Source organism: Brasilonema angustatum, from assembly GCF_059505445.1.
Window position 1 is genome coordinate 65486 of the sequence record NZ_JCACKO010000148.1, and the last position, 14325, is coordinate 79810.

Annotated in this window: 9 protein-coding genes; 7 read left to right on the forward strand and 2 right to left on the reverse strand. The window is 41.3% G+C overall.

Annotated elements, in window-relative coordinates; translation table 11 throughout:
- Window positions 1–53: 53 nt before the first annotated feature.
- The 6 genes from rodA to AC5JM2_RS30895 all read left to right on the forward strand — a co-directional run bounded on the left by rodA (window position 54) and on the right by AC5JM2_RS30895 (window position 8635).
- Window positions 54–1367 (forward strand): rod shape-determining protein RodA, encoded by a 1314-nt coding sequence (gene rodA, locus AC5JM2_RS30870; protein ID WP_495839179.1) that lies wholly within the window; start codon window positions 54–56, stop codon window positions 1365–1367.
- A gap of 174 nt (window positions 1368–1541) precedes the next feature.
- Window positions 1542–1739: an NAD(P)H dehydrogenase subunit NdhS gene (locus tag AC5JM2_RS30875; RefSeq protein ID WP_169264406.1), complete on the forward strand. Its 198-nt coding sequence runs from the start codon at window positions 1542–1544 to the stop codon at window positions 1737–1739.
- A gap of 281 nt (window positions 1740–2020) precedes the next feature.
- Entirely contained in the window at window positions 2021–2677 is a 657-nt protein-coding gene (locus AC5JM2_RS30880; protein ID WP_495839181.1) for an HAS-barrel domain-containing protein, read from the forward strand.
- Between the two features lie 147 nt (window positions 2678–2824).
- Entirely contained in the window at window positions 2825–4975 is a 2151-nt protein-coding gene (locus AC5JM2_RS30885; RefSeq protein ID WP_495839183.1) for a cation:proton antiporter domain-containing protein, read from the forward strand.
- A gap of 1190 nt (window positions 4976–6165) precedes the next feature.
- Window positions 6166–7104, forward strand: a complete 939-nt coding sequence (locus AC5JM2_RS30890; RefSeq protein WP_495839184.1) for a UDP-glucuronic acid decarboxylase family protein — start codon at window positions 6166–6168, stop codon at window positions 7102–7104.
- Between the two features lie 139 nt (window positions 7105–7243).
- Window positions 7244–8635: a UDP-glucose dehydrogenase family protein gene (locus tag AC5JM2_RS30895; RefSeq protein ID WP_495839186.1), complete on the forward strand. Its 1392-nt coding sequence runs from the start codon at window positions 7244–7246 to the stop codon at window positions 8633–8635.
- An 86-nt stretch (window positions 8636–8721) separates the two neighbouring features.
- On the opposite strand, the gene AC5JM2_RS30900 is transcribed toward AC5JM2_RS30895, so the two are convergent.
- A complete protein-coding gene (locus tag AC5JM2_RS30900) occupies window positions 8722–9516 on the reverse strand; it encodes an LmeA family phospholipid-binding protein (protein ID WP_495839188.1) in 795 nt (264 codons plus the stop codon).
- A 369-nt stretch (window positions 9517–9885) separates the two neighbouring features.
- Window positions 9886–10392 carry a TerB family tellurite resistance protein gene (locus tag AC5JM2_RS30905; protein ID WP_495839190.1) on the reverse strand — a complete coding sequence of 169 codons (507 nt, stop codon included), beginning with the start codon at window positions 10390–10392 and terminating at the stop codon, window positions 9886–9888.
- 377 nt (window positions 10393–10769) lie between these two features.
- Here AC5JM2_RS30905 and AC5JM2_RS30910 point away from each other — a divergent pair, with 377 nt between their 5' ends.
- Window positions 10770–13892 carry a thioester reductase domain-containing protein gene (locus tag AC5JM2_RS30910; protein ID WP_495839192.1) on the forward strand — a complete coding sequence of 1041 codons (3123 nt, stop codon included), beginning with the start codon at window positions 10770–10772 and terminating at the stop codon, window positions 13890–13892.
- The last annotated feature ends 433 nt before the right edge of the window (window positions 13893–14325 follow it).

Genomic DNA, 14325 nt, shown 5'->3' on the forward strand with positions numbered 1-14325 from the left:
GATTTTAGGTTATTTTAATTTAAAATCTCATACTTAAAGTGTAAACGCATACAATGTTGGTAAAACGTTCGCTTCCTAGACTTCGTTGGAAGTTCTGGGTCAAACCTTGGCAGCAAGTAGATTTACTGTTATTTTGTTTACCAATTGCTCTCACCATCTTTGGCGGTATCATGATCCGCAGTACGGAGTTGAATCAGGGACTCACTGATTGGTGGTGGCACTGGCTCATGGGAGCCATTGGCTTAATTATTGCTGTATTTATTGCTAGAAGCCGTTACGAACACCTGATTCAATTGCACTGGGTAACTTACGCCATCACCAACTTGAGCCTGATCGCCGTGATGGTAGTTGGTCATAGTGCTAAAGGAGCACAACGGTGGATTAACATCGCTGGTATTGCCGTACAACCTTCAGAATTTGCCAAATTAGGATTAATTATCACCCTAGCGGTACTGTTACACAAGCGCACTGCTTCTAATCTTGATAATGTTTTTCGGGCATTGGCAATCACCGCTGTACCTTGGGGATTGGTCTTCTTACAGCCAGATTTAGCAACATCATTGGTCTTTGGTGCGATTGTCTTAGGAATGTTGTATTGGGCAAATGCCCATCCCGGCTGGTTAATACTACTCGTTTCTCCGATTATTGCAGCTATTTTGTTCAGCATATCTTGGCCGTTATCTGAACAACCGATAGTTTTGTTTAATCAAATATCCCTAACAGCCTTAGGGTTAATCTGGTCAGCTACTATGGGACTGGTTGGCTTTTTAACTCTGCCTAGGAAACAAAACGTCATTGGCGGTATAGGCGCGATCGCTCTTAACATTTTGGGTGGAGAATTAGGTATATTTGCGTGGAACCATATTTTGAAGGAGTATCAAAAAGACCGACTGACTGTATTTATGAATCCTGAACACGATCCTCTAGGCGCAGGATATCACCTGATTCAATCGCGCATTGCTATTGGTGCTGGTGAATTGTCGGGATGGGGTCTTTTCAAAGGTCCTATGACTCAATTAAATTTTGTCCCTGAACAGCACACAGACTTTATCTTCTCCGCTGTAGGCGAAGAATTTGGTTTTATTGGCTGTCTAGTCGTATTGGTTATCTTCTGCTTCATTTGTCACCGGCTATTACATATTGCTCAAACTGCCAAAGATAACTTTGGCTCTTTGCTTGCTGCAGGTGTTTTGTCTATGATTGTGTTTCAGATGATTGTTAACATTGGTATGACCGTTGGTTTAGCACCAGTGGCAGGAATTCCCCTTCCTTGGATGAGTTATGGTCGTTCGGCAATGCTAACAAACTTCATTGCCTTGGGGCTGGTAGAATCGGTCGCAAATTTTCGACAACGGCAGAAGTATTAGTTGTTGAAACTCAGCCGAAAGCAGCGACTGTCTGTCCCACTCCTTGTAGGAGTGGGCTATACTCGCCCAAATTATCATGATTCATCAATAGCATGAGTAAATAGTACTAATACAATACAAACCTAGCTTGAGAAAGATTAAGCTATTAACAGGAAACAACCAAGGGAAAAGATGATGATCTTACCAGGAGCAACTGTTCGCGTCAAAAATCCACAAGACACCTACTATCGTTTTGAAGGACTTGTGCAACGCCTGAGTGATGGCAAAGTTGCTGTCCTGTTTGAAGGTGGAAACTGGGATAAACTCGTTACCTTTCGCCTCTCGGAATTAGAAGTTGTAGAAACCACAGCAGGACGCAAGAAAGCTAAATAGTCATTAGTCATTAGTCATTAGTTAAACAAGCTTGCACCTGTTAGTCAGGAGGAGGTAGCCCTATGGGGAGCCAGTGCTGTGCGCAGGTTCCCTTCGTTGAGGCGACTGGTATCGGGTTTCGCTACTTGTAGATGCTCTCTAGTACAGTACAGCTTTATTAAGCTAGCTGAATTTTTGATTGAGTAGTCAACAAGACAGTGGCGTTTTCTTCCTCTGATTCATTGCGTTCTGACTTGTGACTTCTGACTCAGGAATTGCTAAATTCTGTTTTTGAATTGCTTATGCGCCTTCCTCTACCACAGTTTGATAGAAGCGATCGCCATCCAAATCATATTGCGGAGGTTATCGAGACTTCTAGTTGCGAATTTTTAGCTCAGTGTTTGGAACCTGATGATTTGAGCTTTCCCTCAATGCCTCCGTTTGGCAGCTGGGTACGTTCAGTTGATGAGGAGTCAGGCAATCAAATTTATGCTGTGGTCTATTCTGCAACAACTATGCCCGTGGATTCCGTACATCGGGCAGTCGCATTAGGATTGTCACTACAAGACTTGCGAGAGGAACAACCCCAGATATTTGCTATGCTAAAAACAGAGTTTCGTGCTGCAATTGTAGGATTTGAGCAACCACCAAATGCTCATTTTTCAAATGCTCGGGTGTTTCAGTATCTGCCTCCTCGTCCCCCACAAGTTCATCAAGCGGTTTTCCGATGTGAAAGCGAAGCAATTATTAAGTTTTCCGAAGAACTAAATTTTTTGCAAACACTACTTTCTGTCAATGGTGCTCCTGTAGAATCTTTAACTGCAGCTGCCATTCGAGAGGTTTATCAGTTACGCAAAGCTGATCGACAATGGATAATCAAAGCCGGACGTACCTTGAGCGTATTGCTTAAAGATGATTACGATCGCTTACGGTTCATATTGAGCCAGATCCATCCATAAGTAGTTTGTTAAGTAATCAATCATCGTTTTGGTAGCCAAGCTTTGGTTTTTTGATTTTTTCGTTGGGGTGACTTTTGCAGTTGAATAGATTCACCGATTAGGCTTAAGTAATCAAAGCCTCACTATCCCCACTTCTGCGTCCTACCTATGGAACTCATCTCACAAGTTCTTGCGTTGGAACCAACTTCCCAAATTTTCGCGAAGGAACCAATCGTTCCGTTTGTGATATTACTGGTAGTTATTTTAGTCCTGCCTATCCTGTTTGAGCGGTTGCAACTACCAGGATTAGTGGGTTTGCTACTTTCGGGAGTCGTGCTTGGTCCTCACGGCTGGAATTTATTAAACACAGAATCGGCGATAATGCCTGTGCTATCAAATATTGGGTTAGTTTACTTAATGTTTGTCGCAGGCTTAGAAATAGATATACAGCAGTTTCGTCGCACAAAAAATCAATCGTTGGGATTTGGCAGCTTGAGCTTTTTGGTTCCTTTAGTCGTGGGAACTTTTCTTGGGCGGTTTTTTGACCTTGACTGGAATTCGTCAATATTAATTGGTTCTTTGTTCGCATCTCATACCCTTTTGGCATATCCCATTCTTAGTCGTTTGGGTGTGGTCAATAACAAAGCGATAACTGTTACTATTGGATCCACTATTTTTACTGATATTGCTGCTTTGTTAGTATTAGCTATCTGTATAGCAATGAAAGGTGGATCATTCAGCTTTGAGCGGCTGATGACATTGGTAACTTTATTAACACTCTACTCAATTGTCGTTTTAGTAGGTTTTGATTGGGCAGGTAAACAATTTTTTCGGAATTCTGGTGATGAAGAGGGCAATCAGTTTCTGTTTGTGCTGCTGTGTGTTTTTCTTGCTACTGTGGGAGCACAATTGATTGGAGTAGAAAAAATTGTTGGAGTTTTTTTCGCAGGGTTGGCTGTTAATGAAACAGTGGGAGAAGGTCCAGTTAAAGAAAAGGTCACGTTTGTTGGGAGTGTATTGTTTATTCCCATCTTCTTTGTGAACCTTGGGTTATTGATTAATGTGCCTGCCTTTTTACAAAGCATTGATACCTTACAGCTAACATTTTTTCTTATCATCGCTTTAGTAGCAAGTAAATTTATAGCTGCTTTTTTGGCAAAACTCATTTATCGCTACAACTGGCAAGAAACGCTAACAATGTGGTCGCTGTCTGTACCTCAAGTGGGTGCAACGTTAGGAGCAACCTTTGTGGCATATCGAGCTGCAATGCTTGATTCTAGGATATTAAGTAGCATTATTGTCCTTATGCTGATTACTTCAACCTTGGGACCATTTATAACCAGTCGAGTCGCCGCAGGTTTAATCTCCTCAGGAATTAAGGAGCCACGGAGTGTCAACCCAGCTTACCAGAAGCAAGAAGAAAACGATAGCTCATACACTATAGTCGTTCCTGTCCATAATCCTCAAACACAACAGTACCTGATTGAAATGGCCGCGCTATTGGCACGACAGTCTCATGGCAAAATTATACCACTAGCGATCGCAACCGCTTTTGCTCATATGGATGCACCCCAATTAGACGCTTCTGTGCAAAGAAGTCACCGGTTACTGGCAAAAGCCACCGCACTAAGTGAAGTCTTGGGAGTCGAAGCACAACCATTGCTAAGAATTGACGATGCTTTTGCCCAAGGAATTAGTAGGGCTTCCCGAGAACAAAAAGCTAGTTTGATTATTATGGGTTGGGGTAAACGTACTGGATTCAAAGCACGTTTATTTGGTAATGTTATTGATAACGTTTTGTGGGCATCCCATTGTCCAGTAGCAGTCACACGTCTGGTAGAATCACCAAAAAAATTTCAGCGCATCTTGGTACCACTGGAAAATTTGATGACACCTTCATTGCAGCCTATAAAATTTGCCCAGATTTTAGCAGATGCAAATCAAGCTCAAGTTACCGTACTAAATGTCTGCGAGCGACGTACTAGTTCAAGCAAGATTGCTTGGAGGCGATCGCAACTATCTTTACTGATTTCTAGATTAGCACTGCAAAATCCACCAGAAATCCAAATCATACCTCATGAAAATACTGCTCAAGCGATTTTGCAAGCAGCGCGACTATATGACTTAGTCGTATTACCTTTTGTACGTAATCGCACTGTTCCCGGAGGATTAGCTATTAGCGATGTCACAACTCAATTAGCTAAGCAACTCACCTGTTCAATTGTTATGCTAGGAGAACCTCAACGTACTGAAGCTCTGCTTGTACCCACTGAAGTTACCAGTACTACCACAGCTGCTATGTCAGAAGGGATTGTGTAATTCAACATGGTTATATAGGAATCCGGTTTGATTTATGAACTTACTAGTTGAGATAGGGAACGCTTAACGCTTAACTCTTGCTTAATATAAAATGTACTGAGTTTTTTCAAAAATCAAATATGAGTGCTATATGTCGATACAGTTCAGTTAAGAAGAAGAGTTCTTTTTCATTTTTGACTGTTATCCTCAAAGAACCCTTCAAAAATTGTCGATTTCACCAAGATCTATAGCAATTCTAAATCATTTATAAACAATTTCTGTTCCCTGTTAAGCGTTAAGCGTTAAGCGTTCCCTGCCCTCATGGGACAATTTACAATCTCATTTAGGACTGCTATATATGAAACTGGTAGGCATTTGATTTTTTAACTCATAAAATAATTAAACTTGGTATTAATTCAAAGAACAAAACTTCAACAAGCGCCATAATCTATAAAACTTACTCTTCCCACTTTTCCCGCCTATTCATAAGACTACAAAAATGAAACGGAAAAGTTTTTCTCTTCTATGAACAACAACGCAGAACACAAAACTCAGAATCCAGAATGTCATTGAAGAAAGATTGGTGACCCCCTTAATTGAAAAATTGAGGCATCAAAGACTGTGGACATGAGCATAGATTCTAACTTCTCCACTCAGTTGTACAGAATTCACACGCTATATAACTGGAGTTTAGACTAAATTCTATTTTTTAGGCTACAACCCTTGTATAGCATGCATTTTAGATTTTGAAATCCAAAAGCGGTTATAAATTGGAAAAGGCACTCTGGATAAGGGTTTGGCGGTTTGAAAGCCAAAATTAGTCTAAACTCCAAATATAAGGTAAAGCTTGTTTTAGTTAGCTGATTTAGTTCTTTTATGGTTAAAATTTGACCTGCTTTACGTAAGTAAAAACTTTGAATATCTACGAAAAACTTTATAATTTTAAAGATTCGGTGAAATATTGCGAAACAGCTTACATTTTTGCGATGATTTTGCTATTTTTCTAGTGTAAACAAAGGTATTTGTGACTCACAATCAAAAAAATTGAAGCAAAAAGATGCAAAGATAACAAAAAAGCATTTATGGGTAAACTGCTAAGTTTAACAAAACCTTATCAATGAGACACTAGTAGTGTACTTTGGTTTCAAGGCTGGGTCATCTGAAGACAAGCGCAATCACTACTGCAAATATCTGTAGGTAATTGGGGAACTATGAGAATTTTGGTAACGGGCGGTGCTGGGTTTATTGGCTCCCATCTAATCGACCGATTAATAGCTGGTGGGCACGATATCCTTTGCTTGGATAACTTTTACACAGGACACAAACGGAACATACTCAAATGGTTAGATCATCCTTCCTTTGAAATGATCCGCCATGACATTACTGAACCAATTCGCTTGGAAGTTGATCAAATTTTCCATCTGGCTTGTCCAGCCTCCCCAGTACATTACCAGTACAACCCCGTGAAAACAGTCAAAACTAACGTTATGGGGACGTTAAATATGCTGGGGTTGGCTAAACGTGTGAAGGCACGGTTTTTGTTGGCTTCTACGAGTGAAGTCTACGGAGATCCAGAAGTTCATCCTCAAAGCGAAGAATACTGGGGTAACGTTAATCCTATTGGAATTCGCTCATGTTATGACGAAGGCAAAAGAATTGCTGAGACTTTGACATTTGATTATTACAGACAAAATAAAGTCGATGTTCGGGTAGCCCGCATATTTAACACTTATGGACCTCGAATGCTAGAAAACGATGGTCGAGTTGTCAGCAACTTTATCGTTCAAGCGTTGCGGGGTATTCCTTTAACCGTTTATGGAGAGGGTTTGCAAACCCGTAGTTTTTGTTACGTATCAGATTTGGTAGACGGACTGATACGACTGATGAATAACGAATACGTTGGTCCCGTCAATTTGGGAAATCCTGATGAGTATACGATTTTAGAATTGGCCAAAGCAGTACAAGATTTGGTGAACCCCGACGCACAGATCAAGTTTGAACCATTACCTTCTGACGATCCACGTCGCCGCCGTCCCGACATTACAAGGGCAAAAACTTGGTTAAATTGGGAACCTAGCATTCCTTTGCAACAGGGGTTAAAGCTGACTATAGAAGATTTCCGCGAGCGTGTGGCACCCCGTAACTCCTAACCTTCCAACGAAAGGAAACCCCTTGATGCAACAAGGGCGATATCTCCTGAGTACTTATTCGGTGAGCTTGATACTCAGGACTTCAAAACGGAAAATATCTTGTAAAAAATTAACCCCTAAAAGCGAGGAATAGCACAAAATGCGTGTTTGCGTCATCGGTACTGGTTATGTAGGTCTGGTCACAGGTGCATGTTTAGCTCACATCGGGCATGATGTTGTTTGTATAGATAACAACGAAGAGAAAGTCAAAATAATGAAGTCCGGGCAGTCGCCTATCTTTGAACCTGGACTGTCAGACATTATGCAGTCTGCTATTCATACCGGTAAGATTGAGTTCTCATCAGACTTAGCTGCAGGAGTAGCCCACGGAGAAATTTTATTTATTGCTGTGGGAACGCCACCTTTACCAACAGGGGAAAGCGATACCCGCTATGTTGAAGCAGTTGCCCGTGGTATTGGTGCCCATTTAAACGGTGGGTATAAGGTGATTGTGAATAAATCTACAGTGCCCATTGGTTCAGGAGATTGGGTGCGGATGATTGTTTTAGATGGCATAGCCGAACGCCAAAATACACTGATCACCGCAGGTGGAGCGCCAAGCTACGATAAGTTACCTGAGACTACAGCTAAATTTGATGTTGTCAGTAATCCCGAGTTTTTACGGGAAGGATCGGCTGTTTATGATACTTTCAATCCTGACCGTATCGTATTAGGAGGCAACAGTTCAAGGGCGATCGCCATGATGCAAGAACTGTATGCCCCGATTGTTGAGCGCAAGTTTGCAGCTGATCCATCTCTATCCCCAGTACCAGTGCTGGTAACAGACTTGAGTTCAGCGGAGATGATTAAATATGCTGCTAATGCTTTTTTGGCAACGAAAATTAGTTTTATTAACGAAGTTGCAAATATTTGCGATCGCGTTGGTGCTGACGTCACTCAAGTGGCAAAAGGTATCGGTTTAGATTCCCGTATTGGTAACAAGTTCTTAAACGCTGGTATTGGTTGGGGTGGTTCTTGTTTCCCCAAAGATGTTTCTGCACTTATTCACACCGCCGATGATTACGGTTACGAGACACAATTACTCAAAGCTGCTGTGAGTGTGAATGAACGCCAGCGGTTACTTGCCATAGAAAAACTCCAGCAAACCCTGAAAATCCTTAAAGGAAAAACTGTCGGATTGCTGGGTTTAACTTTCAAGCCTGATACCGATGATATGCGGGATGCTCCAGCACTTAATGTTATTGAGCAGTTGAATAGATTGGGAGCTAGAGTTAAGGCATACGACCCAATTGTTTCTCAAACAGGTATGCGTCATGGTCTTTCTGGTGTGTTGGTAGAAACGGATGCTGAAAGACTTGCTGATGGTTGTGACGCCTTGGTGCTTGTAACCGAATGGGAGCAGTTCAAAAACTTGGAGTACGCGAAAATGGCACAGTTGATGAGCCACCCTGTGATGATTGACGGTCGTAATTTTCTTGATCCCGAGACAATGATTAGAGCAGGTTTCCAGTACGTGGGTATTGGTCGCTAACTCAACACTTAATTTCTCGTTCCCAGGCTGTGCCTGGGATCGCTATTTTGGAGACTCTGCGTCCAGCAGATGAAGATAAATGAAAATCAGGGATTTTTGGGGATACGCTCAATTTCTGCATAGCCACTAAAAATGAGCCGTTCACCCTCTGTTTCTAAACGATTAAGACGCATTTTCACCCCATCCAAATCAAAGCGGTCTAAATCCACCATATTATCTAAAATTTCCACCAGCGCTAGACTCAAGGTTTGTGAGATTTCCTTTTGTGCTTCTGGTACTTCGTCAAGATCAATTTCTGGGTTTTTAAAACTAACACGTCGCCGTCGTTCAATACCTATAGTGACAGTCATATTCAGCGGTACAACTTCACCATTGTTTAAATCTGCCTTTGCTAAAATTCGCAATCGGTTTTGAGGCAATAACTTTACTTGAACTTCGGGAAAAGAGACTGGTTGACCACCAGATAACGCTGTCAGTGCTGGTGTAGTAAGATTTTCTAAGCGCTTTGTCACCAATTCTGCTTTAAAAGATTGGTTGATGCCTGCCTCTAGTAGAACAACTTGAGCAATAGCTTGAGTCGGTTGCTTCAGGCGCAGCTTACCGCTCAAAACGGAGCTAAAGTCAATGGCAACGGCATCAGTTTCTACAGAAAGTTCTTCAGCAGCGAATTGTCTGCGGATAACTAAGCCACGACCTTTCATTGTGAAGCTATCGATGCTGCCCTGCAAAAGTTTACTTGAAGGATTGCAGCGAACAGAGACTTCCACTGACTCGCTTTGAGAGAACAAGTGGCGAATCGTTTGGCTGGCGACAGTGTTGAGCATCCGCTCGCCCCAGTCAGCGCCTTTAGGATCTGTTAAACCAGTAAGTCCGCCTAGCATCTAGTTTAAGTTTATAGAAGTTCTCTGTACTTTTGTAACAAATTGTGGATGATTAAGCAAGTTTCTAAAGATTGAATTGTTGGCGATCGCCCTTCTTTGCGCAGAGAGTTTGGCAAAAGTTATACCACTTTGAAAAAAGAATGCGACAGATACATATTCCCAAACCATTGTCATCACAAGGGTTTTGGTCTTATCTGAACCGTATTGTCTTATAAATGTTCTAATTGCACTTACGTGACAAACAAGATCCCCGACTTCTCGCGAGAAGTCGGGGATCTGTGTCATTACTGTTGAATTCGGTGCGTACAGCAGTCGTACAAATAAGCGGATGCCATCATCCTTCTTCAGAGGAAAAGAAACTCAATTCTGTCAATTACCGTTATCGTCATAAAGCGAAGCATGCCCATTGGGATAGAGTGTCTTAATTTTCTTTTTGAATAGAGCCTTCTCCTCTTCATAATGAGCCTCTAGTTGTTTCACCACATCCTCAGAAACTCCTAACTTGGCTGCAATTTTGCGTACAGATGCTTTCTCACCATCGTTGTATTCACCATCAGCAGCAGAAGCTTCAATGGCAGTATAAAGCAGTGCTTCTCTTGCGCCGTCAGCTATAGAATCTTTTGAGAGCACTTGCTCTATATCCTCATCGGCTGCGTAATTTTTTAGCTTTTCGATTAATTCCTCTGATGCTCCTTTTGCTGCGGTTAAGCCAACCACCCAGTCTCTTTCTGCTTGTGAGATGACGCTATCTCCCTTAGCTGCGATGAGCAGTGATTTTGCAAAGGCTTCTATTGCCCCTTGGGGTGGCTGCTTAAAATTTAGCGTGTATTTGTAGACCCACTGTCCTATGATCTGGCGGGTTGCATCAGTAGTCATTCATTTTCTCCTTTTTCTAGGATGTTTTAATACTCGTTATCGTACTACCAGATATTATTTTTTGCACAATAATTATTTTTATTTTCTCAATAAGTGCTCGCAACCGTAGTTTCAAATTCAGTATCTTAAGTGTCTGCTTAAGTGTCTTAACTGTCCTTGTATGTTTATTTTGTTTTTGATATATTGAGAGGGATAACACATTGTCAAATATGCATTTTAACCACTTAAAATCCAGCTTTTAGAGTGGTGCTCATCCAAAGAAGATAGATATTTATCTGCGTACCTTTGCGGATGGTTCACTCTTGATTTTCTTTCCATTATTGATAAAAAAAATTAATAATTTTGTAGTATACACGAAGACTCAATAATCAAATTCGATGATCTTTCGCAGTCCATATCCTGATATTTCTATACCTGAGCAGCCACTGACAGAATTTGTATTGCAACGAGCGACAGAATTAGCGCTGAAACCAGCCTTCATAGAAGGGCACAGCGATCGCATAGTGACTTATGGAGAACTAGCAGACTCTATCAGTCGAGTTGCTTCTAGTTTGGCGGCGCGTGGCTTCTGCAAGGGTGATGTTTTCGCGATTTACAGCCCAAATATTGCCGAATATGCGATCGCCTTCCATGCCGTTGCAAGTTTAGGCGGTGTGATCACCACAGTTAACCCATCCTATACAGCTAAAGAGCTTGCATACCAACTCAATGATGCTGGTGCAAAATATCTGGTCACAATACCCTCGCTTGTCCCTGTGGCATTAGAAGCAATCGCTCAATCCAAGGTAAAAGAAGTATTTGTCTTTGGTTCGGCGGCTGGGGTAACCCCATTTTCTGTACTTTTAGAAGGTTCAGGCAAAGTACCATCCGTAGAAATCGACCCACAAGAAGATTTGCTTGTCCTGCTATACTCTGGTGGCACCACTGGTTTGCCTAAAGGTGTGATGCATACCCATTACACGTTTGGTGCAAATCTTCACGAATTCCAAAACTGCGAACCGATTAACTCGACTGATACAGTCATCGGAATTTTGCCGTTTTTTCATGCCTACGGCATGCTGATGTTGAGTTACAGCCTTTCCTGCGGTGCCACTATTGTGACAATGCCCAGCTTCGATTTAGAAACGTTTTTAAGCCGCATCCAGAAGCATAAAATTACTCGTACCCATATTGTGCCGCCAATTGTGTTGGCTTTGGCAAAGCAGTCAGTCGTAGATAAATACGATCTTTCCAGCTTGCAGGTGCTGACTTCTTCAGCCGCGCCGCTCAGCCGTGAATTGATCCAAGAGTGTAACAAGTATCTCACGGATTGTGTCGTCAAGCAAATATATGGAACGACGGAAACATGTGTGAACCTGCACGCTCCAGATGAATATTACAAGAGTAAACCAGGTTCAGTAGGTCAGTGTCTTAGAAATGTGGAATGTCAAATTATAGATGTTGATAGCCAACAGCCTAATGGTCCCAATCAACCAGGAGAGTTGTGGGTACGCGGACCGCAGTTGATGAAAGGATATTTGAATAATCCTGAAGCAACCGCCAACGCCATCGATTCAGACGGTTGGTTCCACACAGGCGATGTTGTCTATGCAGATGAAGATGGCTACTTTTACATAGTTGATCGGATCAAAGAATTGATTAAGTGCAATGGTTACTCCATAGCACCAGCAGAACTAGAAGCAGTATTGCTAACTCATCCGGCTGTTGCTGACGCCTGTGTCATCCCCAGTCCTCATCCGAGTAGTGGCGAAGTTCCCAAAGCTTTTGTTGTCCTCAAAGATCAAACGACATCACAGCAAATTATGGAGTTTGTCGCGGGGCAGGTTGCACCGAATAAAATTATCCGTAGGCTTGAAATTGTGGATGAAATTCCAAAATCAGCCTCCGGCAAAATTTTGCGTCGGCTTTTAGTTCAACAAGAACAGATAAAGATAAAAGAACAAACCCCATTAGAACAACCATTAGAGCAACAACTTGAGTTCCTGCAACAATTAGATGAAGCTTCTTTAACTCAACGTCAAGAACTATTAGTTGCTTACGTTCAAAAACAATTTTTAAAAGTTTTAGGAATCGATTCATCTCAACATCTAGATACAGAGAAGCCTTTAAGCGAACTGAAGCTTGATTCTCTGATGAATATTGAACTCAAAAACCGCATTGATACTGAACTCGCGGTAGACATACCTATAGAAATGTTTCTTGGCGACTCCAATATCAACCAATTCGTAAACTTATTAGTTCAGCAATTAGAATCAAAGAAGACAAATTCTTCAAAATCTTCATCAGTTCAGTTAGCAACAGATTTAAACTCAGAAGCTGTTTTGGATTCGACAATCGTCCCAGAATATCCACCTGACTCAGTTGTCAGTGAGCCAGCTTCTATTTTCTTAACTGGGGCAACAGGCTTTTTGGGAGCCTTCTTACTTACTGAACTTCTGTTGCAAACTCAAGCGAACATTTATTGTCTGGTACGTTCTGCTGATTCCGATTCAGCAATCAGCAGAATTCAAAAGAATTTGGAATTTTACGAGATTTGGAATCAAGATTTCTCAAATAGAATTATCCCTGTTTTAGGAGATTTATCTAAACCACACTTAGGTCTGTCATCACAAGAATTTGATTTGATGAGTAGCCAAATTGATGTGATTTATCACAATGCGGCTTGGATCAACTATGTTTATCCCTACTCAGCATTAAAACCGACCAATGTTTTGGGAACTCAGGAAATCCTCAGATTAGCCAGCAAGGTCAAAATCAAGCCAGTACATTACATTTCCACGATTGCAGTTTTTGAATCATCTGCTTATTGGGGAAAGATAGTCACTGAATCACATTCACTCACTCATAGTGAAGGAATGAAACTTGCCTACTCACAGAGTAAATGGGTAGCAGAAAAGTTAGTTATGATCGCACGCGATCGAGGAATTCCAGTCTCTATTTACAGACCACCATTTATTTCTGGGCATAGCAGGTCAGGTGCTTGGTATAAAGATGATGTCATTTGCCGTACCATTAAAGGTTGTATTCAAATGGGGAGCATGACTGACATCACTTCCAGATTAGATTTAGCTCCTGTGGATTATCTCAGTCAAAGTATTGTGTATTTATCAAGGCAGAAAGATTCTATAGAAAAAGCATTTCACTTGAATAATCCTCAACCAGGTTCATGGAGTCAACTGGCTGATTTTATCCGCGAGAAGGGGTATTCAATGGAATATCTTGCTTATCAAGATTGGCAAGTGCAATTGAGTCATGCTGTCCGCTCTAAAACAAATCCTTTATATCATCTTTTGCCTTTTTATAACAAGAAGTTGCCTCAAGAAGAACTAGCGACAACAAAACAATCTCAGCCATTAATAGACCCACAACTGAGTTGCTCTGCAACGCAAACTGCGCTGAATGATAGTTCCATAGTCTGTCCAAGCGTGAATGCCCAATTGTTGAATACTTATTTCTCATATTTTCTTCGTAGTGGTTGGCTCGATGCCCCCCAAAAGTAGGAAAAGTAGGAAAACAAAAAGTAGGAAAACAAAAGTGCTGTTGAGGTGTTGTAATAGTAACTGTTATATCTTGAGAAATTGACACAAGCTTTACAACAGTGATTTAATAAAAATACAGTGGTCTAAGAAGTGAGCGTTATGAGAAGATTAGCACAGAATAAAAAAAAGTACAAAATTTATCTTGTGTATCAAGATAGTAGAAAGACAAAACTCAGCATTAAGTTTTGCCCTTCTCTGACAAAGGTGGCTAGTAGTCATTCTCCTAGCTTTTGTTCACTGTGTTTTCAATCAAGTTCGGCGGATTAGCTTATCGTTTGACTGGGCATATACCTAAGAACTTAAGCGCAAACCTGCTTGTGGAGACATTGGAGGAACTCAAAATTCTGTAATCATCTTTTCTCACACAATATTATTGATGTATTCAACAGGTTTT

Bases quoted from the DNA above. Each gene is read 5' to 3' on its own strand.
- rodA (WP_495839179.1), top strand. From the start codon at position 54: ATGTTGGTAAAACGTTCGCTTCCTAGACTTCGTTGGAAGTTCTGGGTC.
- AC5JM2_RS30875 (WP_169264406.1), top strand. From the start codon at position 1,542: ATGATCTTACCAGGAGCAACTGTTCGCGTCAAAAATCCACAAGACACC.
- AC5JM2_RS30880 (WP_495839181.1), top strand. From the start codon at position 2,021: ATGCGCCTTCCTCTACCACAGTTTGATAGAAGCGATCGCCATCCAAAT.
- AC5JM2_RS30885 (WP_495839183.1), top strand. From the start codon at position 2,825: ATGGAACTCATCTCACAAGTTCTTGCGTTGGAACCAACTTCCCAAATT.
- AC5JM2_RS30890 (WP_495839184.1), top strand. From the start codon at position 6,166: ATGAGAATTTTGGTAACGGGCGGTGCTGGGTTTATTGGCTCCCATCTA.
- AC5JM2_RS30895 (WP_495839186.1), top strand. From the start codon at position 7,244: ATGCGTGTTTGCGTCATCGGTACTGGTTATGTAGGTCTGGTCACAGGT.
- AC5JM2_RS30900 (WP_495839188.1), bottom strand. From the start codon at position 9,516: ATGCTAGGCGGACTTACTGGTTTAACAGATCCTAAAGGCGCTGACTGG.
- AC5JM2_RS30905 (WP_495839190.1), bottom strand. From the start codon at position 10,392: ATGACTACTGATGCAACCCGCCAGATCATAGGACAGTGGGTCTACAAA.
- AC5JM2_RS30910 (WP_495839192.1), top strand. From the start codon at position 10,770: ATGATCTTTCGCAGTCCATATCCTGATATTTCTATACCTGAGCAGCCA.